The organism is Pseudomonas endophytica, from assembly GCF_001411475.1.
GTDB classification, from domain to species: Bacteria; Pseudomonadota; Gammaproteobacteria; order Pseudomonadales; family Pseudomonadaceae; genus Aquipseudomonas; species Aquipseudomonas endophytica.
The window spans coordinates 19,771-44,869 of sequence record NZ_LLWH01000068.1; the positions used below are offsets into that span (position 1 = coordinate 19,771).

24 protein-coding genes and 1 tRNA gene are annotated in these 25,099 nt (G+C 52.3%); 12 read left to right on the plus strand and 13 right to left on the minus strand.

Translation table 11 applies throughout. The annotated features are described in order from the left end of the window. Window positions 1-19 precede the first annotated feature (19 nt). The 3 genes from AQS70_RS06285 (at window position 20) to AQS70_RS06295 (ending at window position 3,782) form a co-directional block, all read left to right on the plus strand. On the plus strand, window positions 20-691 hold the full coding sequence (locus AQS70_RS06285) for a helix-turn-helix domain-containing protein (RefSeq protein ID WP_055102037.1): 672 nt from the start codon (window positions 20-22) through the stop codon (window positions 689-691). A gap of 840 nt (window positions 692-1,531) precedes the next feature. Further along, the gene (locus AQS70_RS06290) at window positions 1,532-3,037 is read left to right on the plus strand and encodes a deoxyguanosinetriphosphate triphosphohydrolase family protein (RefSeq protein ID WP_055102038.1); all 1,506 of its coding nucleotides are present in this window, start codon (window positions 1,532-1,534) and stop codon (window positions 3,035-3,037) included. Continuing rightward, entirely contained in the window at window positions 3,021-3,782 is a 762-nt protein-coding gene (locus tag AQS70_RS06295) for a hypothetical protein (RefSeq protein WP_055102039.1), read from the plus strand. Before AQS70_RS06290 ends, AQS70_RS06295 begins: the two co-directional genes overlap by 17 nt. 279 nt (window positions 3,783-4,061) lie before the next feature. On the opposite strand, the gene AQS70_RS06300 is transcribed toward AQS70_RS06295, so the two are convergent. The 12 genes from AQS70_RS06300 to AQS70_RS06360 form a co-directional block, all read right to left on the minus strand. Further along, window positions 4,062-4,925, minus strand: a complete 864-nt coding sequence (locus AQS70_RS06300; RefSeq protein ID WP_055102040.1) for a hypothetical protein — start codon at window positions 4,923-4,925, stop codon at window positions 4,062-4,064. A 13-nt stretch (window positions 4,926-4,938) separates the two neighbouring features. Continuing rightward, complete coding sequence (locus AQS70_RS06305) at window positions 4,939-5,859, minus strand: hypothetical protein (protein WP_055102041.1); 921 nt, start codon at window positions 5,857-5,859, stop codon at window positions 4,939-4,941. 255 nt (window positions 5,860-6,114) lie between these two features. Next, the gene (locus tag AQS70_RS06310) at window positions 6,115-6,492 is read right to left on the minus strand and encodes a DUF2513 domain-containing protein (protein ID WP_055102042.1); all 378 of its coding nucleotides are present in this window, start codon (window positions 6,490-6,492) and stop codon (window positions 6,115-6,117) included. A gap of 619 nt (window positions 6,493-7,111) precedes the next feature. Further along, window positions 7,112-7,300 carry a hypothetical protein gene (locus tag AQS70_RS06320; RefSeq protein ID WP_055102044.1) on the minus strand — a complete coding sequence of 63 codons (189 nt, stop codon included), beginning with the start codon at window positions 7,298-7,300 and terminating at the stop codon, window positions 7,112-7,114. A 62-nt stretch (window positions 7,301-7,362) separates the two neighbouring features. Next, window positions 7,363-8,343: a chromosome segregation protein SMC gene (locus AQS70_RS06325; protein WP_420912337.1), complete on the minus strand. Its 981-nt coding sequence runs from the start codon at window positions 8,341-8,343 to the stop codon at window positions 7,363-7,365. 92 nt (window positions 8,344-8,435) lie between these two features. Further along, window positions 8,436-11,318, minus strand: a complete 2,883-nt coding sequence (locus AQS70_RS06330) for a DUF927 domain-containing protein (RefSeq protein ID WP_055102045.1) — start codon at window positions 11,316-11,318, stop codon at window positions 8,436-8,438. Next, window positions 11,315-11,599, minus strand: coding sequence for a hypothetical protein (locus AQS70_RS06335; protein WP_055102046.1), 285 nt, complete (start codon window positions 11,597-11,599; stop codon window positions 11,315-11,317). Before AQS70_RS06335 ends, AQS70_RS06330 begins: the two co-directional genes overlap by 4 nt. 528 nt (window positions 11,600-12,127) lie before the next feature. Further along, on the minus strand, window positions 12,128-12,427 hold the full coding sequence (locus AQS70_RS06340; protein ID WP_055102047.1) for a hypothetical protein: 300 nt from the start codon (window positions 12,425-12,427) through the stop codon (window positions 12,128-12,130). A 2-nt stretch (window positions 12,428-12,429) separates the two neighbouring features. Next, entirely contained in the window at window positions 12,430-12,696 is a 267-nt protein-coding gene (locus AQS70_RS06345) for a helix-turn-helix transcriptional regulator (RefSeq protein WP_048351130.1), read from the minus strand. A gap of 77 nt (window positions 12,697-12,773) precedes the next feature. Next, complete coding sequence (locus AQS70_RS06350; protein WP_055102048.1) at window positions 12,774-13,700, minus strand: hypothetical protein; 927 nt, start codon at window positions 13,698-13,700, stop codon at window positions 12,774-12,776. Window positions 13,701-13,944: 244 nt separating this feature from the next. Then, window positions 13,945-15,186, minus strand: a complete 1,242-nt coding sequence (locus AQS70_RS06355; protein ID WP_055102049.1) for a tyrosine-type recombinase/integrase — start codon at window positions 15,184-15,186, stop codon at window positions 13,945-13,947. 164 nt (window positions 15,187-15,350) lie between these two features. Next, window positions 15,351-15,435 (minus strand) — tRNA-Leu (locus AQS70_RS06360). A gap of 106 nt (window positions 15,436-15,541) precedes the next feature. Here AQS70_RS06360 and queA point away from each other — a divergent pair. The 6 genes from queA (at window position 15,542) to AQS70_RS06390 (ending at window position 21,620) form a co-directional block, all read left to right on the plus strand. Continuing rightward, a complete protein-coding gene (gene queA, locus AQS70_RS06365) occupies window positions 15,542-16,603 on the plus strand; it encodes a tRNA preQ1(34) S-adenosylmethionine ribosyltransferase-isomerase QueA (protein ID WP_055102050.1) in 1,062 nt (353 codons plus the stop codon). A gap of 11 nt (window positions 16,604-16,614) precedes the next feature. Then, a complete protein-coding gene (gene tgt / locus AQS70_RS06370; protein WP_055102074.1) occupies window positions 16,615-17,730 on the plus strand; it encodes a tRNA guanosine(34) transglycosylase Tgt in 1,116 nt (371 codons plus the stop codon). A gap of 42 nt (window positions 17,731-17,772) precedes the next feature. Continuing rightward, window positions 17,773-18,111, plus strand: coding sequence for a preprotein translocase subunit YajC (gene yajC / locus AQS70_RS06375; RefSeq protein ID WP_048378105.1), 339 nt, complete (start codon window positions 17,773-17,775; stop codon window positions 18,109-18,111). A gap of 66 nt (window positions 18,112-18,177) precedes the next feature. Next, window positions 18,178-20,046 (plus strand): protein translocase subunit SecD, encoded by a 1,869-nt coding sequence (gene secD, locus AQS70_RS06380; RefSeq protein WP_055102051.1) that lies wholly within the window; start codon window positions 18,178-18,180, stop codon window positions 20,044-20,046. 9 nt (window positions 20,047-20,055) lie between these two features. After that, on the plus strand, window positions 20,056-20,970 hold the full coding sequence (secF, locus tag AQS70_RS06385) for a protein translocase subunit SecF (RefSeq protein WP_055102052.1): 915 nt from the start codon (window positions 20,056-20,058) through the stop codon (window positions 20,968-20,970). 122 nt (window positions 20,971-21,092) lie between these two features. Next, window positions 21,093-21,620, plus strand: a complete 528-nt coding sequence (locus tag AQS70_RS06390; RefSeq protein WP_055102053.1) for a glycine zipper 2TM domain-containing protein — start codon at window positions 21,093-21,095, stop codon at window positions 21,618-21,620. Between the two features lie 190 nt (window positions 21,621-21,810). On the opposite strand, the gene suhB is transcribed toward AQS70_RS06390, so the two are convergent. Further along, window positions 21,811-22,626, minus strand: coding sequence for a type III secretion system regulator SuhB (gene suhB / locus AQS70_RS06395; protein ID WP_055102054.1), 816 nt, complete (start codon window positions 22,624-22,626; stop codon window positions 21,811-21,813). A 143-nt stretch (window positions 22,627-22,769) separates the two neighbouring features. On the opposite strand from suhB, the gene trmJ reads away from it, so the two are divergent. The 3 genes from trmJ to iscR all read left to right on the plus strand — a co-directional run bounded on the left by trmJ (window position 22,770) and on the right by iscR (window position 25,059). Further along, window positions 22,770-23,540 (plus strand): tRNA (cytosine(32)/uridine(32)-2'-O)-methyltransferase TrmJ, encoded by a 771-nt coding sequence (trmJ, locus tag AQS70_RS06400; RefSeq protein WP_055102055.1) that lies wholly within the window; start codon window positions 22,770-22,772, stop codon window positions 23,538-23,540. 2 nt (window positions 23,541-23,542) lie between these two features. Beyond that, complete coding sequence (cysE, locus tag AQS70_RS06405) at window positions 23,543-24,319, plus strand: serine O-acetyltransferase (RefSeq protein ID WP_055102056.1); 777 nt, start codon at window positions 23,543-23,545, stop codon at window positions 24,317-24,319. A gap of 248 nt (window positions 24,320-24,567) precedes the next feature. Further along, window positions 24,568-25,059, plus strand: a complete 492-nt coding sequence (gene iscR, locus AQS70_RS06410) for a Fe-S cluster assembly transcriptional regulator IscR (protein WP_055102057.1) — start codon at window positions 24,568-24,570, stop codon at window positions 25,057-25,059. The last annotated feature ends 40 nt before the right edge of the window (window positions 25,060-25,099 follow it).

Sequence of the window (25,099 nt, forward strand, 5' to 3'; positions counted from 1 at the left end):
CCCTCTTTTTGGGGGAAACATGGAAGATCAGGCCGAGAGGGATAAAGGAAAAAATGCGAGAAAAAAGCCTTTCAAGCTGACGCGACAGCTGATACGTCTCGCGCTCAATAATGGCTGGACGCAGAGTGAAATTGCAGAAAAGTGTCGTACCCAGCAGTCCACTGTCAGTGCCTGGAGCAAGGGGGTCAAGTACGCGACTGAAACGCAGTTAATGCCGCTGCTCGAGCTCTTCGGGCATAAGTTAAGAAGAAATACATTCCGTGTGTATTGGGCACTCGACTCGACCACGCAAGCAAAGACATTCTTTCGGGTTGAAGGGAAGGTGGTGTTTACCGAGGTGGTGTTTGACCTTAAAGAGTCCCACGGAAAGGCAATCCAAAAATTACCTGTATTGAAATTGGTCGTTCACCATCAAGGCGCCGATAGGTTCAGAGTTGTGCTTCAGAACCGAGTTGTATTCAATTCACCTAGCCAGCTCGCTGTAAGCAATACAGAGGATGCGCTGTGGTCATCAGCAGTATTGGATCAACTGAATAGCGTTGAACTCATTGATTGGATTGATGGCCTCGCCCATGACCTTAGTGAAAAGTACAAATGCTTTGGGCTCACACTGCCATTTTTGCTTCGGCAGGCGCTGTTGAATCATGGCTTTCCTGTGGACGGTGTTGTTGAGTACCCGGCTGTCTGGTAGGTTGATTGAACCTCAATAGGAACGAGGGCGCCTTAAAGCCCTCACTGCGGTATATCCGCGTTGGCCTGTACACCCTTCGAGGTTAGCCCCGTGAAAAGCCTGTTGCTTTCACTGCGCGATTCAGGCCGTTTTAGGATGGTTGATTGCGGCCTTTGAAGGCTAGGCGAAAGGGAGACTGATTAGCCGAAACGCCATCAACCTAAAGGGTATGGGGTGGGATGAACCCCAAGCCGCCAGTCTCTGGCCGCTTGGGGTTTTTTAGGTCTATCCGGCACTATTTGCCCAATTGAATCGACTCTATTTTTGTAGGCACATTGAATAACTGCTTTTGGCCGTTAGCTACCCTCCACTACCGGTAGCCATGGGTTGACTGTTACCGGTGACGACAGGCCGAAACCGGCCATGTCGAGACATTCGTGGCAGGCATAAAATCGCCAGTGTGACAGGCTTCGGTTGCTGATCCCTGCCCTGAAAAATGGCGAGCGTATCGGAGTTGCACACAATCTGTCGCAGAGCCACACCTATTGCATTTCATGTCGCAGAAAATTGAGCGCCTGCGACAGACTCACGCGACATCGTAAAACTTTATCCAGCGGTGCGAGCGAATCGTCGCATAACTTAGGAGTAGAGCGACGAACCAGTTTGGAGCGAAGAGCTGCTATCGACCAAAAAACGGGAAGATATGCTATAAAAATCTACACTCAATTTATGCTCGAAATAGGAAGGGCGGTCGCCCTCGCGCTTCAGCTTGTCGGTTAGGGTATCTGCGCGCTTGGCTGGGGGGCTCAGTATGGTAATGTTCGCCGCAATCCTGACCGTAGCCTTCTGGAAAAAGTATCCATGGAAGAAAAACCAGTAACCCCAAGCATTTGGTCCGAATCTCGCCGTCCTCGCACACATTCCGCAGTGGCTGACGGAGTGGCTAAAGAGACCACTGAGCAAGGGCTTATGGGCGATTCATCCAGCCTTAGCGCGGTCACACATCGTTCGGTGTTTCAGCAAGACTATGATCGTTTGCTTTTCTCCACTCCGGTTCGTCGCTTGGCTGATAAAACTCAGGTTTGGCCCATGGAAGAGAATGATGGAGTGCGTACTCGTTTAACGCATTCCCATGAGGTTTCCAACCTAGCACGCTCGATTGGCGCTCGCGCGTACAAGGGCGCTCGTGACGCTTTCAGGCAGAATGGCTGTGGTGACGATAGTCTCGCTGAGTTGATTAACCCTCTGCTGCTGTCGATAGGTCTTGGACACGATTTAGGTAACCCTCCGTTTGGGCACCAAGGTGAGGTTGCTATTGGTCGCTGGTTTGAGCAACGCAAAGACTGGATTTTTACTAAACTCAAGAAGGATGAGGATCTTCTGGAAGCTCCAATTCCAGAGGAGTACTGGCCTGAGTTTGTTGAGTTTGATGGAAATCCACAAAGCCTTCGTCTATTAACCAGACTTCAGACACATATTGACGGACTTGGTCTTGACTTGTCTGCTGCGACTTTGGCCGCGGGACTGAAATATCCTGTAAGTTACTTAAACAGAGATAAAGATGATCCAGTTAGAAAAAAAGGTGGTTATTTCGAGTCGGAAAAAGACTTGGTTGACTGGATTAGAAAACAGACCGGGTTGGAGGAAGGGCAGCGTCATCCGCTGACTTGGATTATGGAGGCGTGTGACGATATCGCTTACTCCGTCTTGGATGTTGATGATGTCCTCAAAAAAGGGATTATGTCTCCAGATGATGTGCTCGTTATACTTCGCCAAAAATTTAGAATCGATGGCGTGATTGGTAAAATTCAAGAGAAATTTAGAGATATTGAGTCCCGTCTGTTTTCTCCGGAAATTCAACGCGATATTAAGATTGAGTATCTACGAGCTTACCTTATAGAAAGTTTGATTGGACACGCGAGCAAAACATTTGTAGAAAATGTGCCTGCAATCTTTGGTTTTAAGTCAATAAAACCTTTGATGGATGACAGTCGGCTTTGCGATGAACTGAAGAAAATTGCGCAGCAAAATGCTTTCAATCATTCATCTGTACTGCGTATGGAGGCCTTAGGTTCACAGGCCATCGATGGTTTGATGACTGTGCTATGGGAGGCTATCTCATGTCGTAAAAATTTTGATGAAATTCGATCAAAGCGAATGGGGGCTCGTGCTAAGTATGTATTCTCGTTGATAAGTCCAAACTATATTGAGCAAGCTGACAAGTGTATAAGTTCATCAACGGTCGCTTCGGTGTTGCGCTATCGTGAGCTTCGTCTGCTTACAGATATGGTGTCAGGAATGACTGATACTTTTGCCATGCGTCTCTGGAAAGATATTGAGGTTATGCCTGATGTCAATTGCGCCTAATAAGTCAGCTTTAAAGCGCCGATTGGATCGATATCTTTGGGCCAACAGGTCTGGAGAGATGGAGGCTTTGCAGGCCGTTTTGAAGTCTAACTTTCGGTCCTTTGATCGAGTCGCGGTCATCGGGGGGCTAGTCCGTGATTTTGCTCGCGAGGGGCGAACAGGTTTTAGATCTGACGTAGATCTAGTGATTCACGACTCTAAAGAGGAAGTAGCGCTTTTGGCTGAAAAGCTTAGGGCGACGCCTAATCGATTTGGAGGCTACGGATATAAGAGTGGGCCTTGGAAAATTGACTTTTGGGCTCTAGAAACTACGTGGGCAAAAAAGCATGTACCCATGCAAACACTGGAAGATGTTTTACTTGGTACATTCTTTGATTGGGATGCGGTTGCGTATGACTTGTGGGAAAGAAAGTTGATATGTCATGATGACTACCTTGAGCGCTTAAGAACTAAAACGCTTGAAATTAACTTGCGGCCTAACCCATCCCCTATGGGGAATCTTGTTCGAGCCATTCGAAGATTGGTTTTATGGCAGTTAGTTCCTGGTGAGCGATTAATGTGCTTTATTAATGAGTACTTAGATGAAGAGGCTCTTCGCTATATGCAAAAAAAAGAAGAAGAGCTATTTTCTTATTGTGTTTCGTCTCGCTGGAAGACTGTTGAGGAGGCTAAATTCTACTTATTTCAGGAGAGGGGGTCTGATGATCTTCAACTTGATCTTTTTCAAATAAAACATCAACGCTAAAATGTAAGATAGCTGCTGGTTTGATGGCTTTAACTTCTTCCTGGTAGCGCCTGACGGTTTAAAAAATACCCCGGCAAAGCGTGGGTTTTTATTTCTATGTCCATGTGTTTATTCTGGTTGCAAGCAGCCATAAATGATCGCCGCTATCGGCCACAGTGGCTAGGCGTGCAGAGCGATCAGGGTGAGACCATGAACTGTGAGGTCTTAACAACTTGGTATGCACCCTGATATTTCGGTGAGAGAAAGCTAACTGCGTCTTAGTTTATCAGCTGTTAATCTCTACGCTCGCGTTGTTCCATTTGTCAGATAGGTAATGAATCTATCGTAGTGGAAGTCATTGCGAGCTTTAACCCATTCTTTGAGTTTTTCACTTGCAAAATCTCCAGATAAAAGGGCTTGTTTGGTGCAGTTCCTTGTTGCTGAAAGTGTCGATAGCTCTGTAATTATTGCTTTCTTTTTTTGGCAGCTATAGTCTCTGGCGAATACCTTTTTGTTGGTCAAAGAATTAATCTCATCAAATAGATCTTGACCTTTATACTGGCATGCATCCACCACGATATAAATCGCGTCGTCAAAGCTTAATGTTTCGTTGGCGGTTACACAATTGAACTCTGGTGAAAAACAGTTGTTCCTGTTGAAACGAGCATTTAACTCATTTGCAAAGGCAATGTTTTTCTTTTGACTTGCACTCGGTGCCTGTTCGGGGTCGATGTGTTGAAATATCATATTAAATTCTTGAGGGTTCTTTATGGATTCTTTGACTCTGTCAAAGTCACGAGCACCTGCTGATCTCAATGAGATAGATAAGTCGGACGTGGATCGCAAAGCATTAGGCTTGAACACAATTTGAATAGGTCCGTACGGATTAGGCTGAGAGTTCGACTTTTCTTTTGTGAACTCTCGACCGAAATCTGAAAAATTCCCGAAAACTTTATCCCATACATCATTTTCTTTATCAATTTTATCAGTGTCGAATACAGTAAAATCTAATTTGCTATTCAGAAGTTTGTTTCTGGAAGGGACTCCTCCTAGGCGGATGTATGATCTGAAGTCTTTAAGCTGGCAAGCATGGTATAAGAAAGCATTTCGATCTTCTAATGATGTTACAATTTTTTCAATTTCTGTTTTGTCTTTTATTGACATGGTTTGCTCCCTGCTAGATGAGATTGCCTTGGGTTTTTAGAGTTGATTGATACACGTTTGAGGAGTGCTCTAACTCAATCTTTAATGCAGCCTCTTGAGAGGCTAGTAATTCATGTAAAAAAATTGAACTGTCACGCCAAATAATTTCGGCTTTGCCGCGACCTACGCCTTCTGTTTCGAATCGCCATGATTTTTCTCTTTCCCACCATGGAGAAGGTTGAAGGTTTGCGCATTTCGCACTTTCAAGATAAAACTGAACCCACCCAAGAGTAGCTTTATCGAGATTGAATTTTTCTGCGCATTTTGCTAAGGCTCTTTTCCCTATGGTTGTATGCTTGTCTATGGCCACCCAAAACGGGAAGCTAACAGGTGTCGAGTAATTGAACCTTGTTACTACTGGCACATCATCCGTTACAAATAAGTAGGCACTTGCAATGGCAAATGCTTTATCCCATGGCCATCCCGCCAGCTTAAATCCGGATTCAGCTTTTTCTAAGAACTCTAGTCCCTCTTGGTCTGATTTTAACTGTCTTACCCAACGCCAGAAATCATCAGGGCGTCTAACTGCCTCGGCGATGATTTTAATGTGCTTATTTGTTGGTTCATTTTTTAATAATATTGACCCGGCTCCTTTAGAAAGCTCGTACCCTAAACTTCCTAAGCCTGCTGCATTTTTATTCTTCGAGGAGCTTGCGAGTTCCTTGTATTGCTTTATGAGTAGCTCTTCATTTGTTGTGAATTGAAGTTTTGCTGCGAATGCCCAAGTTTCTTCAAATGCTATAACGCCTAATCTGTTTTTAAGCCATGCAGTTTCTCCCTTTTGGATAAGGTGGATTGTTGCGCTCTCTGCTACATCTACGGCCCCCCGCCGAATAGCTTTTTGCAGTAGTGATCTGCAGATTTGGTCGCCTGTATAAGTTCTGGCTTTTTTCATGATCTGTCAAAAAATATAGAATCGGAAGGTGGAGCGAGCCCTTTATGATTTAAGTCTGTTGCATATTTATCAGTTGTGTCGAATGTCATGGGGTGCGCCTATCTTTAAAATCACTAGCCTAGTGTTGAATTTTGCCAGTTTTAATGATTGATTTTGGCGTGTTCTATAATAATAACTCTCGCCTATGGGCCCGCTCGCAGGCTTAGCTAAATAGCGTCGGGACGCGCTATGGCCAGGTTCGTAGAAATGGGCTATTCATGGAAGATCGATCCCTAAGCGATCCTTGAGCACTTGCTTGCCATATGCTTTGCCTATTTCCAGCATAACCGCCAAGCTTACTCCACCGGCTTTCTCCGCGCCGGCTTTGGTCAGACGCCAAACCTCCCTATCTCGAATGGTATCGAGGAACTCATGGCCTCTGATCGTCAGTCGTTGTGGTCGCCAATCAAAGTCGCTCATTGAGCAAAGATCTTGCGCCACAATTAATCCCGCTTCATGCAGCAGCATCACGTGATAGGAAACCTCATCCTTGCTGTGGCTTTCGATAGCGAGGTTAATCCACGAGTCAGGGGTTTTGTCGCTGGCTTCGATGGCCAGCAGAATTTCGCGAACCAAGTCTTTGTCGAGCTTCATCGAAGGTGTCCGTTCCTATGGTGATAAAGGACATTATCACATTAATTATTGGGACATTTGACCTGGTAAGGACAGAGTTCAGCTCGCAGCTGAAAACCTGCTCAAAGCAATGGGCTAGGGTCGAAGGGGTCGATTCTTGCCTCGTTCCTCTCCCGTATTGTCTTCAGGCCAGTGAAGACGGCAGCGTTATTCGTCATGATGCCTAAACGGCCGAAGCTTCCTACTACTTGGTTACAAAAACTCGGACATTTGCTGTCAAGCCCGCGTCCGCACGAGCGAAGTTGGCCTTGCCACCTCGCTTGATTGTCAATGCATTCGTGTGGGTATCGATTTCTTCGTCGTAGCGACTAGGTCTTGCATCCGGTCATGAGAGTCATAGCAAACCGACCCCGCCCCTCTGCCGCAAGCTTTAAGGATATAGCTCTGCCAATATCAGAGCTTGACCCTGGGAGGGTGCACCTGATTGGCTCCTTTTGGCCGATAGAGGCCTGTCGCGTAGGTCTTCAATCGCTCAAATGCGTCGCTTCGACAGAGTGTATAAATATCTCCGATGAAGAGCTGTTAGAAGAAGCTTGAAGCTCAGACTAAGACGGAAGCCTAGATGGCTTCCGTCTTGGTATTAACTCCGCTTTGCGAGCTGTTGTTCTATGACGCTAATCTCTGCCTTGATTGCTGCAATCGTCATGGTTTCTATTTTTGTTGTTTTCCCTGACTTCGGCTTTACGAGATTGATCAGTCCGCTCAGGTGGGCTTTTCTTGCTTTCAGGGTATCTGAATAACTGATTTTGCTTTGTATGGCTGCGCTCATTGTTGAGCCTCTTGGGTGACCGAAACGGCCCTGCATTAGGCCGTTTCGGGAGAGATGAGGGGTTACATTGCAAGGACGTCCTGGACGGTGTATTTGTAAGAGCGTTCCGACAAATCACTACTGTCCCAGCTATAGAATCGTTCGCCTTCTTCAGGAAGCTGTAGCTTCCTTAGGCTGATTTGATCGCGATCTATCAGTCGATACGCAGCCCAAAGCTTGCCTCCCATATCCAAAAGCTCCTTAGCTTTTTCGTTCCATTGTTCTTCCAGCACCGTATGAGCCAGGAGCAGGGCCTGCCTTTCAATCGCGTTGTATTCCTTTCTTGCCTCGACGATGTGTTGATCGACGATGACCAGTTCCTGTTCCAGTGCGGAAATAATCAGATGTTGGCGACGATTATGCTCGACTGCAGTTGCGAGGTTTTTTGCATGCTTTTGCGCGTCCGCGTCGGCTTTTTTCTCACCCTCGGTGTCGCCCCATGCCACGGCCTGAGCATAGGCGGTTGCTGCATCGGTTTCTGCTTGACGGGCTTTTGCCATGTCCTCGTTTGCTTGCTGCTGAATTTGTTTCAAACGGGTACTGAGGCTGTCCCGTTTTTCATTTAGTTCTTGCTCGTCGGCTTTCCAGTTATCCATCGACTCGGTGTAGCCCGCCATCAAGGTTTCGTGATTAACGAGCTTCTCGCGACGAGCAATCTGATTGCTCAGAATGTTGGCTTGAAGCTTTCGAGAGTCATAAGGAATTTTAAGTTCGTTGTACTGCTTCCGGATTTCATATTCGCGAGCAGCGTCCATTACCTCGTTGCCCTCCAATAGCACTTCCAGAGGAGACATACCGGCATAGAGTTGTTCGGCTTCGTTCAAGTGTTCGTCGCGGTAGACTTTCAGCTTTTCGATTTCATCCAGCAGAAGACGCCTTTTTTCACATTGCTCAGTTTTTTCACTAGCGTCAGAAATAGGCTCTGCAAGGTTTGTGATCTCAAGGCTTTCCTGTTTATTGCTCTGTAGTTCACGTTGTTGGGCGGATGCTTGGAATTCGTTCACGTCTCTAGTTCCTTTCATATTGGATTTGGGATTGGATGAGCGGCTGGCGAGGCCGGGAATGAGCCGGCACTACCTCGATCAATGGGCAAAAGTCAGGCAGCCCTGGCCTCGCTCTCATCTGTCCCCGGAACCGTATTTACGATGTAGCAGCGTTGTGGCCCTAGTCCCGGCAGGCGGACGAGGCTAGACGCCTTACCATCGCTTCCCGGTTCGAGCACTCCGCGACGCAGTAACTCCTTGTTCACGGCATTGATGTTCATGCCTTTGAATACTTCGGAGCGCCAAGCCTCGGGTAACACGTAGTAGGTGTTGGTGGTATGCAGTTCGTCGCCCATGCCATGCTCCAACGATTTACGAAAGCCCAGCCGGTCGATGGTGCGCGGGCCATGCTCATCGATCTTGGCGGCGGCAGACTCCCAGCGAGTGAAGCGGCTTTCACCAAAGCGCTCGATGACTTGGCGGAGTCGAGCAACGATGGCGTCACCTTCATAGTTACCGGCGCCGCCGCGTTCATTCAGCCATGCGTTGAGGCATACACGGGCTGCCGTGGTCGCGGTTCCGTCTGGCCAGCCTGTGATGCCCAGTGCGGTAGCCAGCTCACCGGCTGTAGCCGCAAGGCCAAAGCGCAGGGCAGCACGATGGGCTTGACCGCTCGCTGAGGCGGGCAGGGAGTTGGCAATAAAACCTTCAAGGGTGCGGCGCAGGACTATCGCCCAACCGTGCATTTTTCCGGGCTCGCACAACGCTGATAGAAAGGCTGTGAGTGGTGTGCCGTAGTACTTGGATACTCGGGCCTTGAGTGCGTCTGAAAGGGCGGCAGCGTCCTCGAAACCATTCAACTCATCGAACATGCCGAGTCCTTTACTGGCATCTGCAGGCACCGCGAGCATGCGTACTTCCATGCCTGCTTTGAGCTCTTTGTTGGCTTCGGCCATGTGTTGCGCCAAGGTTTTCTCGCCGGTGGAGAGAAACAGCAAACGCCACTCTTGAACCTGTCGGCCCGCTTGGCCACGATCATTAGCGCGGGCTTTACCGGTGCCGTTTCCGAGCATATACACGGTCTCGCCAATGATGCGCGGGTCGCACATACCTATTTCGTCGAGTACCAGAAGGCCGTCCGAGTGCGCTGCTGCGATGGACTCCAAGGCGTTATCGGTCGAGCGCCAAGACCGCACCAAGCGCGGACCGCCGTAGATCGAGGCGGCGACTTGCAGGTGGGTGGTTTTACCGCCTGAACTGTCGCCATACAGATGAAAGCCGCCTGACTCATGGCCGAGCATGTGCAGTAGCGGTCCAGCAAATGCCACACTGGCCACAAATGCCAAGCGATGATTGCCAACGCACAAGGCGCCGATTTGCTCTTGCCACTGCTCCAGGGTGCCAGCTTCACTGATAGGCGGAAGCTGGGCGCCTGCTTCATAGAAGTGCAGGTGCTCTGTGTGGGAACCGACCTGCTGCTCTGGCAGTAGGAAGGCGCTGTCATGCCAACCCAGTCGAGTGACCAAGCGGGCGCGCTGTGCGCTGTCGAAACCTTGGAAGTAGCTCTGCAAGTCATTGCGTGCATTGCGGCTGGAGCGCGTGCCAGCAAGTCGCAACCCCATATCTACCAGCGGACCTAGAACGTCTTTTCCGAAGTCGCCGGTCATGGTGCGCGCCGGAATGTTCCAGCGTTTTTTTGCGCCGTCAGGATCGTCAAACTCGACCAGCAAACCCCAGTTATGACCTTTGGCGTCACGGGTGCGAGCGAGGATTTCCAGTGGCGAGCAAACAGGACGTGACTCGCCATCTTCACCGGAATAAAACACCCCTTCGTGAGTCAGGCGAAAGCCGCTGGGTAGAGTGTCGGTTTTGGGTTTCGAGGCACGCTTTGCCGGTTTTTTTACCTTGGGTTCTACAGTCGGAGCAGGCGCAGTACCAAACAGTTCGCCAGTGCACTCCAACTCGGCAATGTGGCTCGACGTCCAGCCTTTGGCGAGTGCGTCCGCGGCATCGTCGCCTTGCTCCCACATGCCGCCCTTGGTGAAACCGGGCAGGCCATTTTTGAGGGTGGGTTTGCGTTTGAAGTTTTCCAGCGCAATTACGCGAACTGACTCGGCGCCAATTGCTTCCAGTTTTTTAGCAACGGCATCCATGCAGGTTGTACCGCTCGGGTCGTTATCGGGCCACAACACGACAGTGCGATTTTTGAGAGGGGACAGGTCAACTTTGTGCCAGGCATTCGAGCCATTTGGCCAGCAGGTAGCCACGTAAGCTGGGAAGAGTTCGGCGGCAGCATCTGCAGCCTTTTCACCTTCGCACAGCACCACTGTTGCACCTGCTTGCAGGCTGAGTTCGTGCAGTCGAAGCAGTGGGCGAGGTTCGGCCAAGCCTTGCCAGCGCCATTGAGTAGTTTGGGTATCGGAGCTCTGGCACCACGTTAGCGGGGCGAAGACTTTCTTGGGCTTGCCGTCTTCGTCTGGGCCGAGGTCAAAGCGATAAAGCACCATAAGGGGCTGGCCCTGAGTATCGCGATAGATCCAGACTTTGGATGGCGCGTCGTGCTGCCGATGCTTGGCAGGGCACTTATTCATGGCCTCCGCTGGGATCGGTTGAATTGCTTTCCACTCAGGTGCTGGACTTTTAGTCGGTGCTGGTTTTGATGGCGAATCCTCAGCGTTCAGCCGAAGCAGATCCGCAAGTTTGTTGCAGGCCTCTACGTCCGTGCCGCCATCCAGGTAGCGCACCAAATCAATCAGATCGCCGCCTTTATCGCCGGTCGCAAAATCAGCCCAGGTGCCTTTGCTCAGATTGATTTTGAGTGAGCCTGCGCGCTTGTCGGTGCGGGTTGGATTGGGTGCTGTGTATTCCTTACCGCCGTCTACACGCTTGCCGTTGGGTAGGCATTGAGTGAGTACGCGATCAATGTTGCGCAGAGCTGCGGCTTTGACTTGGGCAAAAGTTGGGCGGCGTGAATTACCTTTTGGGGGAGTATTCATTTTGCACCCCCAGAGGAATCACTCTGGTTCGATGCCGTATCAGCATGCATGGCCAGCGTTCTGATTAAGCCCAGCGTGCCGCGAACATCCCAAAGCACGGACGCGATGATGTGGTTGGAGAGGCGAGGGGTGTCACCTTCAAAGTGATCTTCCAGTAGGGTCAGCACAGACGAGGCGCGATCAATGGCGCAGGTGATGGCGTCAATCGGGATACCGGCTTCGGCCTCTTTGCTGACGCACAGGAGGTCTTCGGGCAGGGCGAAGCTCAACAGGCTTTTCATCGAGCACCCCCTGCAGATTCGAGGGAGCGAGCTTTGGACATGTGAGCGTTGTAGCGGGCGAGACGTGTAGCGAGGCTGGAGTTTGCGTGTAAAGCGGCGAGAGCCATTGCTCGATGAGCTGCGGCGCGATTTTTGAACGGATTGAGGGCGTGCATCTGGCGAAACTCCTATTGTTGAGGAGCTGCCACGTTCGTTACCAAGCGAATGGGTGGCAGCTGTACGCAGGTTGGTAAACCGGGACAATAGGAACCCGGCAGACCCGAAGGTCTCCCACGCACAGCCGCCATAAAACGAATATGCGGACGCAAAAAAAGCGCCTGCAATCGAGATGGGGGCGCTGTTGCGCCTATTGTTCAACGGGTTACCAAGCCCGGTCACTGATTTTGCAGCGACGGCGAGAGAGTACCGTCCCATTTTGGAAAGTGCAACCGTGTGGAGGTCTTGCGCATTTTTTCGAAGCGGCATAAATTGAGCTGGCATGTAGATATACCTCAACGCCTCCGGATCGCTCCCGGGGGCGTTTTCGTTTCAGGCATGGATTTCGTGACGCAGATGCAGAATTGGAACGATGCTTTCACTGACCATTTGGCGAGCTTCGTGATAGGCGTAAAGCTTCTCTGGCTCATCAAGGGCGACTGCGCCAAAGCGTTCTGTGTGCAGGATCAGCACGCACCAAACACCGTCGGGCCAGCTCACTACTATCAATGCATGGCCCAGTGCTTCATGGCGTCGACGCAACCGTTCAAGACGAGTGATACGGGATGCCGAAAAGCCGATTTTTCGCAGTACTCGGAATGGCCAGATGGTTACTTTTAGATGATGGCCCATATCTATGCGGCCTCACCGTCACGTGCAGCGATACGGGCGCGAGTCCAGCTCTGAACCTCCCCTAGTACCCAAGCAACAGGCGCGCCGCGGGCATTGCTGTTACTTAGTTTTACTGGAGTGGGGAAGCCGCTTTCGGGTTGCTGCATAAGCTTGTAGATGGTGGGGCGAGCAAGGCCTACGATGGCCATTACTTCGGTGATTCGGATCAAGGTTGTCCCTGGATCGCGGAGAGAAAGGGCTTTTGATTTTGGAGTGAGATAGTCCGTCATAGCTGTGCCTAGCAAGAGAGAGTCAGCACAGGGTACGAACGCAACGGAAAGCAAACATGGTTTGCTTTCTTGGCTATTCATTTTAATTTAGGAAAGAAATTACCCTCGTCGACGTACTTTCGAATAGTCGGTTTAGATGCAATGCCATCCGCATGAAGGGCTTTCACGAGTTCTGTTTTTGTGCTTTGGGCATTGGCTTGAAGGTGCCGCTTGGCTGACTTTATGATCCTGTCCTTTAAATCCTGAGATTCTTGCTGTTTAACAGAGTCAGGAGATTTATTGCCTTTGCCAGCTGCACTTGACCGTAACGAGGCTTTGGAAGAGAACGCAGTGCTTACGATGTCGTGCAGTACGCTTGAAACATTGAATCCCTTAACCGAAACATCGATGTTTTCAATTTGCTGATAAAGGCCAGCCAATTGAAGGGCGTTTTCAGCATCCCCTTTTCTGATGGCGAATTGTTCCCGGGCATAGATTTCCAGGCCGCTGTTGAGATCTCTTTGTCTCTCAACTAGGTCCAGGTACTCCCGCGAAGGCCTCATTTTCAATTGTTCAATTAGCTCTGCGTCGATCCCCTCGACGATGATTTCGAGGTTGAAAAGCCAGTTGGCCAAGATCTCCACTGCTTCCACGCTGTAGACCAGTGCCACGGTTGCAGTGAGCTGTGAATCAGTCGCAGGGTGATCAACACCTATGACATTGCGAACAGCCCTTGGAAGGGATGCTGCCTGCATAAAGCTGGCTTCTTGCACGATCACGTCGCGAAGATGAAAAACTGATTGGATCGTGGACTCGGCACATTCTGTATAGCTTCCTTCGTCGAGCCAGAACGAGGTGGCTATGTTGATTACATCAAATGCTTCATAGAAGTGATCGTAGAATTGGGGGTAAAGCGCTAGCTTGTGCACAGCTGCTTCAGCTTCGTCCATATCCCAAAGTAAGTACTTCACGTTGTAGCCTGCAATCTCTAGATCATCAGTATCCACTCCAAATTCGAAATTCATTCAGATTGCCCCGAGCCCCATTTTTGAGCATGAAACCAGCGATAGAAGTGTCGGGGTGTGAGCACCTGCAGGTAGGTTTGTGAGCTGCTGCTGTTACACAGATTGGGCGCGTTACACGTTGCTGAGTTTGTGTGTGTAGAGAGTGTTACGAATAAAAAATCCTTTATTTTCATGTGCTTGGTTGTTTTCGTTACACGAGTTACACACGTAACACCGGATTTTATGGAAGGTAGGGATTGTATATTCATATCGCTTTCCCGAAGTCTGCGTGCACCACATTCCCAGCGCTCAGCTCTTCAAGGTGGTCGGCGTACCACTGCATCATTTTGATGCGGTTATCGAGATACTGTGCCTTGTTGTAAATCCCGGAGATGCCTTGTTCTTTGTGTGCCAGTTGAGCCTCCACATGCTCTTTTGGCCAGCCATGCTCTCTCAGGAGTGTGCTCGCGGTGTGTCTAGTGCCATGACCTACAAGGCGACCTTTGTAACCAATCGTGGAGAACACTTTGTTGATGGTGTTTTCGCTGATGGTCGGGTTCTTCGCGCCGACTCCTGGGAATAGCCACCGACTACGACCTGTTAATGACTGCAGCTCCTTCAGTGCCTCTATAGCTTGCTTGGGTAGAGGGCTTACAAAATCCCTGCGCATCTTCATTTTCTCTGCCGGTGTGGTCCACAGGGCTTTCTCAAGGTCTATTTCTTTCCACTCAGCAAAGCGGACCATGCCCGGTCTTGAGGCTGTCCACAGGCAAAGCCATGCCGCTGTCCGAGCGGTGAGTCTGCTGGGGGTGTTTTTGAGTGCCTGAAGAAACTCACCCAGCTCATGCTCGAGGAGGTGAGGGTGTTGCTGAGTCTTGGGAGCTTGCGCGGCAATATCCCTCAAGCGGCTCCCTGGATCGTTCTCTGTCAGTCCCAAACCAATGGCCCGGCCAAAGATCTGATTGACCCAAGTGCGGCATTTCTCTGCAACGTTGTGGGCGTCACGGGCCTCAATACTGGCCTGTAGGTCGGCGCAATCGGTGCGGGTGATGTCGTCGAGAGGTTTGTCGCCAAGTGCCGGGAGTATGTCTTTGTCGAGGTAGGTGCGAATCTTGTTGAGGGTGGAGGGTGCCAGGCCTTTTTCTTCTTTGGCCTTGAGCCATGCGTCAGCGGCTGCGCGAAAAGTGCGGGCTTTGGCAATGTCGATGGCAGCTTTGGCAGAACGTTTCTGTTCCAGAGGATCGGCACCGCTACTCACTACTTTGCGTAGTTCAGCAGCTTTCTCTCGTGCCACGGCACCACTTACCTCTGGATAACCCCCAAGCCCCATCCAAGCCCAATTGCCTGCCGGGCGTTTGTAGCGCAGTTGCCATGATTTTCCGCCGTCAGGCTTTACCCTGAAGTAGAGACCGCTCCCATCAAGCTCTCGATATTCTTTTGACTCTGCCTCCAGCCCGGCCAGCGTGGTATCGGCCAGGGGGCGGCGCTTGATGTCTGCGCGCTTCATCCTTGTATCCCAAAGTTCGGTATTTTTCTCAGGATACAAGTGGGGATACAGGGATACAACGGATAGGGAGAGACAGAGGTAGATCGTCAGGCACAAAAAAACCGGCTCGGGGGCCGGTTTCTCTGTGCTGCAAGTCTTGGTAGAGACTTGCAGGTACTGCTATATGGTGCCCCGAGGGAGACTCGAACTCCCACTTCTTTCGAAAACGGATTTTGAATCCGCCGCGTCTACCAATTCCGCCATCAGGGCTCAATGGCGGCGAAGTATAGAGATGAGTTTTAGGTCGGTCAACAACTTATTGGTCTATTTTTACTAAGTCCGTTAAACTCCCCGGCCCTGCTAGACGAAACCTATCATGCGCGTTGCTGACTTTACCTTCGAACTCCCAGATTCACTCATCGCACGCCATCCTTTGGCGGAGCGCCGTAACAGTCGTCTGCTGACCCTGGACGGGGAGAGTGGAGCACTGGCACATCGTCAATTCACTGATTTGCTTGAGCATTTGCGCCCAGGCGATTTGATGGTGTTTAACAATACCCGGGTGATTCCAGCCCGCTTGTTCGGCCAGAAGGCGTCGGGCGGTAAGTTGGAAATCTTGGTTGAGCGTGTGCTCGACAGTCATCGGGTGCTGGCGCATGTGCGCTCGAGCAAGTCGCCCAAACCAGGCTCTACGATCCTGATTGACGGTGGCGGCGAAGCACAGATGCTGGCACGTCATGACGCGCTGTTTGAGCTGGGCTTCACCGATGAGGTGTTGCCGCTGCTGGATCGCGTCGGGCATATGCCATTGCCGCCGTATATTGATCGCCCGGACGAAGGTTCGGACCGTGAGCGCTATCAAACGGTCTACGCGCAACGTCTTGGTGCGGTAGCCGCGCCGACGGCGGGGCTGCATTTCGATGAGCCGCTGATGCAGGCCATTGCCGCTAAGGGCGTAGAAACGGCATTTGTGACGCTGCATGTAGGCGCGGGTACGTTCCAGCCTGTTCGCGTTGAGCGTCTTGAAGACCATCACATGCACACTGAGTGGCTGGAGGTAGGTCAAGAGGTGGTCGATGCCGTGGCGGCTTGTCGTGCGCGTGGTGGGCGGGTGATTGCGGTGGGGACCACCAGCGTGCGTTCGCTGGAGAGCGCGGCGCGTGACGGCGTGCTTAAGCCGTTCAGTGGCGACACTGATATTTTCATCTTCCCTGGTCGCCCGTTTCATGTGGTCGATGCCCTAGTGACGAATTTCCATTTGCCGGAATCCACGCTGTTGATGCTGGTTTCGGCGTTCGCCGGTTATCCCGAAACCATGGCGGCCTACAAGGCTGCGGTTGAGCATGGATACCGCTTCTTTAGTTACGGTGATGCAATGTTCATCACCCGTAATCCTGCGCCGACGGCTCCAGCCCCGGCCCCAGAGGATCAAGCATGAGCAACTGTCGTATGTCCTTCGAGCTGCTGGCCACTGATGGCAAAGCTCGTCGTGGTCGCCTGACCTTTCCGCGTGGCGTGGTTGAAACCCCGGCGTTTATGCCTGTGGGCACTTACGGCACGGTTAAGGGCATGTTGCCGCGTGATATTGAAGCTATCGGCGCGCAGATGATTCTGGGCAACACCTTTCACCTGTGGCTGCGCCCAGGCACTGAGGTGATTAAAAAGCACGGCGACTTGCACGATTTTATGAAGTGGCAAGGCCCGATCCTGACTGACTCCGGTGGTTTTCAGGTGTTCAGCTTGGGGGCTATGCGCAAGATCAAAGAAGAGGGCGTGACGTTCGCGTCTCCCGTCGATGGCGCCAAGGTGTTTATGGGGCCAGAAGAGTCGATGCAGGTTCAGCGCGACTTGGGCTCTGATGTGGTGATGATTTTTGACGAATGCACGCCGTATCCGGCTGATGAAGATGTCGCTCGGGTGTCCATGGAGTTGTCTTTGCGCTGGGCTCAGCGCTCCAAGAACGCGCATGGTGACAACACGGCGGCCTTGTTCGGTATCGTTCAAGGCGGCATGCACCAGAACCTGCGCGAGCGCTCGCTCGAGGGTCTAAACAAAATTGGTTTTGACGGTTTGGCCATTGGCGGGCTGTCAGTCGGTGAGCCTAAGCACGAGATGATCAAGGTGCTGGACTATCTGCCAGCCATGATGCCTTCTGACAAACCTCGTTACCTTATGGGGGTTGGCAAGCCAGAAGATCTGGTGGAGGGTGTGCGCCGCGGTGTGGACATGTTCGATTGCGTGATGCCAACCCGCAATGCCCGCAATGGGCATTTGTTCATCGACACGGGTGTTTTAAAGATCCGCAACGCGTTCCATCGCCACGATGATTCGCCGCTGGATCCGACCTGCGACTGTTACACCTGCCAGAACTTCTCGCGCGCTTATCTGCATCATCTAGACAAGTGCGGCGAAATGCTGGGTAGCATGCTCAATACCATCCACAATTTACGGCACTATCAGGTGCTGATGGCTGGTTTGCGCGAGGCTATTCAACAGGGTACATTGGCCACCTTTGTCGACGCCTTCTATGCCAAGCGCGGGCTGCCTGTGCCGCCCTTGGACTGAGTTCCGTATCTTTAAGATCTAACAATGCAACTGGAGTGCTTAATGAGCTTTTTCATCTCTTCCGCTTTCGCGGACGCTGCTGCACCTGCCGCTGCTGGCCCTATGGGCGGCGGCTTTGAATGGATTTTCCTGGTCGGCTTCCTGGTTATCTTCTATCTGATGATCTGGCGTCCTCAAGCCAAGCGCGCCAAAGAGCAGAAAGCCCTGTTGGGTAACCTGCAAAAAGGTGACGAAGTGGTTACCACCGGTGGCATCGCTGGCAAGATCACTAAAGTTTCCGACGCTTTTGTTGTTATCGAAGTGTCTGACACGGTAGAGCTGAAAATTCAGAAGGGCTCGGTTGCAGCCACGCTGCCTAAAGGCACGCTGAAAGCGATCTAAGTTTCAACTTTTAACAATCGACGGGGCGCGCAAGGCGCCCCGCGTTTTAAGCGGGCGGCGTGATTGATGCTGAACAAATACCCTCTGTGGAAATACATACTGATCCTGGCAGTGCTGGCGATCGGTTTTATTTATTCCGCTCCCAATCTGTACCCGGATGATCCGGCCATTCAGGTGTCGGGTGCTAGCACGGCATTGCAGGTGACTGAAGCTGATCTGGATCGCGCAAGCAAGGCGCTGACTGATGACGGTATCGTCGTCAAAGGCTCTTCTTTGGTTCAAGGCGGTAAAACCGGTTTGTTGCGTCTGGCCAAAAAAGACGATCAGTTGCCAGCCAAGGACATCGTACGCAAGGCGTTGGGGGATGACTTTGTCGTCGCACTTAACCTCGCACAGACGACACCTCAATGGTTGCGTAGCTTGGGCGCTCACCCAATGAAATTGGGTCTGGACTTGTCAGGTGGTGTGCACTTCTTGCTGGAAGTGGACATGGACAAAGCCGTTGATGCGCGCATGAAAGTGTATGAAGGCGATGTCAAAAGCCTGCTGCGTAAAGATAAAGTGCGTTACCGCAGTCTGCCGCAACTCAACGGGGCGATTCAGCTAGGTTTCAGTGATGAAGCCACTCGTGAGCAAGCGCGTAATCTGATTCGCAAGAGCTTTACAGACTTTGACGTGACCACTGCAGACCTCAACGGTCAGCCGGTTCTGCGTCTGGCGATGACCCCGGCCAAGCTGGCGGAAATCCGTGAGTATTCCATCAAGCAAAACCTGACAACCGTCCGTAACCGGGTTAACGAGTTGGGTGTTGCCGAGCCTCTGGTTCAACGTCAGGGTGCCAACCGTATTGTGGTTGAGCTGCCAGGCGTACAAGACACCGCCGAAGCCAAGCGTATTCTGGGCAAGACGGCCAACCTTGAGTTCCGTCTGGCTGCTGAGCCAGGCGCTTCGAAAGCCACGTCCGAGACGTTCGAGTTCCGCGAAGGTAATCGTCCTTCTGCGCAGATCGAGCGTAGTTTGATCATCACGGGTGACCAGGTCACGGATGCTCAGGCGGGTTTTGACGAGCAAGGCCGTCCGCAAGTGAACATCAAGCTTGATGGTCATGGTGGCGAGCTGATGAGTCGCTCGACGCGTAGCAACGTAGGCCGCAGCATGGCGGTAATCTTCATCGAGCAACGCCCGGTGACGACTTACACCAAGCAAGTGGTTGGCGGTGTTGAAAAAGATGTGCCGGTTCAAACGTTTAAAGAAGACAAAAAGATCATCAGTCTGGCGACCATTCAGTCGCCGCTGGGCAGTCAGTTCCGGATCACTGGTCTGAATGGTCAGGGTGAAGCGTCCGAGTTGGCGTTGCTGCTGCGCGCCGGTGGTCTGGCTGCACCGATGTACTTTGCCGAAGAACGTACCATTGGCCCGAGCTTGGGTGCAGACAACATCGCCAAAGGTGTTGATGCTTCTCTGTGGGGCATGCTGTTTGTGTCGATCTTCATCATCGCGATCTACCGCTTCTTCGGTGTGATTGCGACGGTTGCGCTGGCAGGCAACATGGTCTTGCTGTTGGCCTTGATGTCGATCTTGGGTGCAACGCTGACCTTGCCAGGTATTGCCGGTATCGTTCTCACGATGGGTATGGCGGTCGACGCCAACGTCCTGATCTTCTCGCGTATTCGTGAGGAGCTGGCGAATGGTATGACACCGCAACGGGCAATCAATGAAGGCTTCAGTCGCGCATTCTCGGCGATTGTCGACTCCAACCTGACAACCCTGTTGGTCGGCGGGATTCTGTTTGCCATGGGTACCGGGCCGGTTAAAGGCTTTGCGGTCACCATGTCGCTCGGTATCTTCACCTCTATGTTCACGGCCATTATGGTGACCCGCGCATTGGTCAACCTGATCTACGGCGGTCGGGACTTCAAGAAGTTGTGGATTTAAGGGGCTGCCATGTTACGTACAATCAACTTCATGGGCGTCCGCAACGTTGCGTTCGGCGTCACTGTGCTGCTTACCGTGCTGGCATTGTTCAGCATGTTCCACAAGGGTATGAACTACGGACTGGACTTCACCGGTGGTACGCTCATTGAGCTGACCTACGAGAAGCCTGCAGATCTGACCAAGGTGCGGGGCGAGCTTGTTTCGGCAGGCTTCAATGATGCCGTGGTACAGAGTTTTGGTGCGACGACCGATCTGCTGGTGCGTATGCCGGGCGATGATCCGCTGTTGGGCAACAAAGTAGCCGCGGCGCTGGGGGAGGCTGATACGAGCAACCCGGCGGTGATCAAGCGCGTTGAGTTTGTCGGCCCGCAGGTCGGTGAAGAGCTTCGTGACCAAGGCGGTCTAGGCATGCTGATGGCGCTGGGCGGCATCATGCTGTACCTGGCTTTCCGCTTTCAGTGGAAGTTTGCGGTCGGCGCAATCGTCTCTCTGGTTCACGACGTGATCGTGACCATGGGCGTGCTGTCGTTCTTCCAGATCACCTTCGACCTGACGGTATTGGCGGCGGTGCTGGCGATTATCGGCTACTCGCTCAACGACACCATTGTGGTATTCGACCGGGTTCGTGAGAACTTCCGGGTGCTGCGCAAAGCTTCTCTGGTTGAGAACATCAACATTTCGACCACGCAAACTTTGCTGCGTACGGTAGCGACCTCGGTGTCTACCTTGCTGGCGATTGCTGCGTTGTTGATCTTCGGTGGTGACAACCTGTGGGGCTTCTCAATTGCGCTGCTCGTGGGTGTATTGGCGGGGACTTACTCGTCGATCTACATCGCGAACGTGGTGTTGATCTGGCTCAATCTCAGTGCAGAGGATCTGATTCCTCCTGCGGCGAGCGAGAAGGAAATCGACGACCGCCCATAACGAAAAGTTATCGGTGGTAGTCATCAAAAGGCGCGAGTATTGAACTCGCGCCTTTTTTTATGCTCCAAGACTGGGTTGATGGATGTGGGAATCTTCCCACCTGTGATGGTCTGGAGGTTCAAGTGAACAAGTCTTTGCTGGTAGGTGCTGTGTTGGGTGCTGTCGGGGTCACTGCCGGTGGTGCTGTTGCTACCTATAGTCTGGTTAAAGGCCCTGAGTCTGCTCAGGTGTTGGCTGTTCAGCCTGTCAAGCAGCAAATTAAAACCCCGCGTGAGGTGTGCAAAGACGTTACCGTCACACGCCGCGCGCCGGTCAAGGATGAGCATCAGATTGCCGGTAGCGTGATTGGTGCGGTGGCGGGCGGCCTATTAGGTAATCAGGTTGGCGGTGGTAGCGGTAAAAAAATTGCTACCGTGGCGGGTGCATTGGGTGGTGGTTACGCAGGTAATCGGGTTCAGGAGGGTATGCAGGAGCGTGATACGTACACCACGACGCAAACGCGGTGTAATACCGTCAACGACATCAGTGAGAAAGTAGTCGGCTATGACGTGCGCTACTCGCTAGATGGCAAAGAAGGTAAGGTGCGAATGGATCGCGAGCCAGGCAATGAAATTGCTGTGGATAAGCAGGGTAAATTGATTCTGAACTGATCCGCTGATTTGTTGGCAAACAACTATCCCGCGTAGGAGCTGCCGCAGGCTGCGATCTTTTGATGTTGCGGTAGAAGATCAAAAGATCGCAGGCTGCGCCAGCTCCTACACAAATATGAGCTGCGCGAAGATCAAAAAGCAGGCACAAAAAAGCACCTCGAAAGGTGCTTTTTTTGTACCTGATGTTCGCTTAGCGTTTCAGCGAGGCAGGTAGGTGTGGCTGAATGGCAGTCAGCACCGCTTTAAAGCACTTGGTGTTACCAGCAACGATGTGGCCTTTTTCAAGGAAATCGTGGCTGCCAGTGAAATCGCTGACCAAGCCGCCTGCTTCTTGAATCAGCAGTGCGCCAGCTGCCATGTCCCATTCGGACAGGCCTGACTCCCAGAACGCATCAAAACGGCCTGCTGCAACGTAGGCCAAGTCTAGGCTGGCAGCGCCTGCGCGGCGGATGCCGGCGGTTTGGCCAACAAGGCTGCGGAACATACCTAGGTAGTTGTCTAGGTTGTCCATTTGGTTGTCGCGAAATGGGAAGCCGGTGCCGAGCAGGGCGCCTTCAAGGCTTGTGCGACCGCTGACACGTAGGCGACGACCGTTCAATTGGGCGCCGCGGCCACGGCTGGCGGTGAATTCTTCTTGGCGAACCGGGTCGAGAACCACAGCGTGCTCGAGGCGGCCACGGTATTTGCAAGCGATGCTGACGGCGAAATGTGGAACGCCGCGCAGGAAGTTAGTGGTGCCATCAAGTGGGTCGATGATCCACAGGTAGTCTTCACCTTCGCCGCTGCCTGCGTGCAAGCCGGTTTCTTCGCCGAGAATACCGTGTGTCGGATAAGCCTTGCGTAAGGCGTCTATGATTTTCTGTTCGGCAGCACGATCGACTTCAGAGACGTAATCCTTGGCGTCTTTTTCGTCAACCTTGATGGTATCCAGGCGCTCGATGGAGCGGAAAATCAATTCACTGGCGCTGCGGGCGGCGCGCAGCGCGATATTCAGCATGGGCTGCATGGACGTTTCACCTAGGTCGTTAAAGAAAGCCGGACATTCTAACAGAAAAATTTGGCAGATGAAGGTTTGCGTTCGCTTGCGTAGCTTAAGGTGATTGGCTTAGGTAAGATTTGCTTCCTTTTACCGGTCTGTGAGCACTCCCATTGCTGTCTAATATTCGTGTTGTTCTAGTCAATACCAGCCATCCCGGGAACATTGGCGGTGCTGCGCGAGCCATGAAAAACATGGGGCTGTCGCGGTTGGTGTTGGTTGAACCGAGGGTGTTTCCGCATCACGAGGCTGATGCTCGAGCTTCAGGGGCGGGCGACATCTTAGAAAATGCGCAGGTTGTTGCGTCGTTAGAAGAGGCGTTGGTGGGGTGTAATTTGGTGCTGGGCACCAGTGCGCGAGATCGGCGTATCCCTTGGCCGCTGCTGGACCCGCGTGAATGTGGGCGCAAGGTGGTTGAAGGTGTTACTCAAGGCGCTGAAATCGCGCTGGTATTTGGCCGTGAAGACTCTGGCCTGACCAACGAAGAGTTACAGCGTTGTCATTTTCACGTTCACATTCCATCGGACCCGGAGTTCAGTTCTCTGAACTTGGGTGCTGCTGTACAAGTGTTGAGCTATGAAATTCGTATGTCTTGGCTGGCTGCTCAAGGCCAGCCGAGCAAGATGGAAAAAGAAGAAGTGGCCTCCACTAAAAGTGGAGAGCTGGCGACCATGGATGAGCTTGAGCGCTTTTACGAGCATCTGGAGCAAACGTTGGTGGCGATCGAGTTTCTGGATCCAGAAAAGCCGCGGCATTTGATGGCGCGCCTGCGTCGACTTTATGGGCGCAGCTCGGTCAGTCGTGCAGAAATGAATATTTTGCGTGGCATTCTCACCGAAACTCAAAAAGCAGCCCGTGGCGAGCTGCTTAAGCGCAAGGATTAATGATGTTCGAGCGTCTGCGTGAAGATATTCAAAGCGTTTTTCATCGTGACCCTGCGGCTCGCAATGCTTTCGAGGTGTTGACCTGTTATCCGGGGATGCATGCGATCTGGCTTCATCGTCTCTCTGCTTTATTGTGGGGTGCGGGCTGGAAGTGGCTGGCGCGGTTGGTGTCGAACTTTGGTCGTTGGCTGACCGGAATCGAAATTCATCCGGGGGCTAAGGTCGGTCGTCGCTTCTTTATTGATCACGGTATGGGCATTGTGATCGGTGAAACTGCCGAAATCGGTGATGACGTGACCCTTTATCAGGGTGTAACGCTGGGCGGTACTAGCTGGAACAAAGGCAAGCGCCACCCGACGCTGGAAAATGGCGTGGTTGTGGGGGCGGGGGCGAAGGTTTTAGGGCCGTTTACCGTCGGGGCCGGGGCTAAGGTGGGTTCCAATGCGGTGGTGACCAAGGCCGTGCCTGCGGGCGCAACGGTGGTCGGTATTCCTGGTCGAATCATCGTCAAAAGTGATGATGAGGCTGAAGCCAAGCGTAAGGCTATGGCAGAAAAAATCGGATTTGATGCCTACGGCGTGAGCGAAGACATGCCAGACCCGGTGGCGCGCGCCATTGCCCAGTTGCTGGACCACTTGCAGGCTGTGGACGGCAAGCTGGACGGCATGTGCGGGGCATTGAAAGATTTGGGTAGCCCTTACTGTGCCCAAGAGCTGCCAGAACTGCGCGAAGAAGACTTCGCCTGCGTCCAGGGTAAGGACGAAAACAAAACGGTCTAGCGTGCAGTATGCCTAGTCGCTGCCGCAGGCTGCGAAAGGTTCGGAGCAAGCCGTTCCCTTGAAGTCCCCGCAGATTTCATCGCAGCTTGGTCGGCCATACGTCGGCATGTGCCATTGCGCCGCAGACCCTGCTACAATGCGGCCGCTCTTTTGCGGGTAAACCCGACTAAAGCACTAGGTCTAATAGTTGACTTAAATAGTCGGGAATAGCATACTCGCCCCCATTCCGAATTCCGTGGTACCTGTCCATGAGACTGACTACAAAAGGCCGATACGCCGTTACTGCGATGCTTGATTTAGCGTTGCACGCGCAGCACGGGCCTGTGTCCCTGGCCGATATTTCTGAGCGCCAAGGCATCTCTCTTTCTTACCTTGAACAACTGTTCGCTAAATTGCGCCGCAGTAGCTTAGTGTCCAGCGTTCGTGGCCCTGGTGGTGGTTATCAGCTGTCACGCGACATGCAAGGTATTCAGGTCGCTCAAGTCATTGATGCGGTCAACGAGTCGGTCGATGCAACGCGTTGCCAAGGGCTAGGTGATTGCCATGCTGGCGACACGTGCCTGACTCACCACCTATGGTGCGATTTGAGTCTGCAGATACACGAGTTTCTCAGCGGTATCAGCTTGGCTGACCTTGTGACTCGCCGTGAGGTGCAAGAAGTAGCCCAGCGTCAGGATCAGCGCCGCTGTAATAGCAAAGCGCCGCACCTGGATAAGATCGAAGCGTCCGCCGTCGAGTGATTGCATAAAAACGACGGTGCGCCAGCCAGCCTGATTTAGG

Coding starts and splice junctions, on each gene's coding strand:
- AQS70_RS06285 (WP_055102037.1), top strand. CDS start 20: ATGGAAGATCAGGCCGAGAGGGATAAAGGAAAAAATGCGAGAAAAAAG.
- AQS70_RS06290 (WP_055102038.1), top strand. CDS start 1,532: ATGGAAGAAAAACCAGTAACCCCAAGCATTTGGTCCGAATCTCGCCGT.
- AQS70_RS06295 (WP_055102039.1), top strand. CDS start 3,021: ATGTCAATTGCGCCTAATAAGTCAGCTTTAAAGCGCCGATTGGATCGA.
- AQS70_RS06300 (WP_055102040.1), bottom strand. CDS start 4,925: ATGTCAATAAAAGACAAAACAGAAATTGAAAAAATTGTAACATCATTA.
- AQS70_RS06305 (WP_055102041.1), bottom strand. CDS start 5,859: ATGAAAAAAGCCAGAACTTATACAGGCGACCAAATCTGCAGATCACTA.
- AQS70_RS06310 (WP_055102042.1), bottom strand. CDS start 6,492: ATGAAGCTCGACAAAGACTTGGTTCGCGAAATTCTGCTGGCCATCGAA.
- AQS70_RS06320 (WP_055102044.1), bottom strand. CDS start 7,300: ATGAGCGCAGCCATACAAAGCAAAATCAGTTATTCAGATACCCTGAAA.
- AQS70_RS06330 (WP_055102045.1), bottom strand. CDS start 11,318: ATGAATACTCCCCCAAAAGGTAATTCACGCCGCCCAACTTTTGCCCAA.
- AQS70_RS06335 (WP_055102046.1), bottom strand. CDS start 11,599: ATGAAAAGCCTGTTGAGCTTCGCCCTGCCCGAAGACCTCCTGTGCGTC.
- AQS70_RS06340 (WP_055102047.1), bottom strand. CDS start 12,427: ATGGGCCATCATCTAAAAGTAACCATCTGGCCATTCCGAGTACTGCGA.
- AQS70_RS06345 (WP_048351130.1), bottom strand. CDS start 12,696: ATGACGGACTATCTCACTCCAAAATCAAAAGCCCTTTCTCTCCGCGAT.
- AQS70_RS06350 (WP_055102048.1), bottom strand. CDS start 13,700: ATGAATTTCGAATTTGGAGTGGATACTGATGATCTAGAGATTGCAGGC.
- AQS70_RS06355 (WP_055102049.1), bottom strand. CDS start 15,186: ATGAAGCGCGCAGACATCAAGCGCCGCCCCCTGGCCGATACCACGCTG.
- queA (WP_055102050.1), top strand. CDS start 15,542: ATGCGCGTTGCTGACTTTACCTTCGAACTCCCAGATTCACTCATCGCA.
- tgt (WP_055102074.1), top strand. CDS start 16,615: ATGTCCTTCGAGCTGCTGGCCACTGATGGCAAAGCTCGTCGTGGTCGC.
- yajC (WP_048378105.1), top strand. CDS start 17,773: ATGAGCTTTTTCATCTCTTCCGCTTTCGCGGACGCTGCTGCACCTGCC.
- secD (WP_055102051.1), top strand. CDS start 18,178: ATGCTGAACAAATACCCTCTGTGGAAATACATACTGATCCTGGCAGTG.
- secF (WP_055102052.1), top strand. CDS start 20,056: ATGTTACGTACAATCAACTTCATGGGCGTCCGCAACGTTGCGTTCGGC.
- suhB (WP_055102054.1), bottom strand. CDS start 22,626: ATGCAGCCCATGCTGAATATCGCGCTGCGCGCCGCCCGCAGCGCCAGT.
- cysE (WP_055102056.1), top strand. CDS start 23,543: ATGTTCGAGCGTCTGCGTGAAGATATTCAAAGCGTTTTTCATCGTGAC.
- iscR (WP_055102057.1), top strand. CDS start 24,568: ATGAGACTGACTACAAAAGGCCGATACGCCGTTACTGCGATGCTTGAT.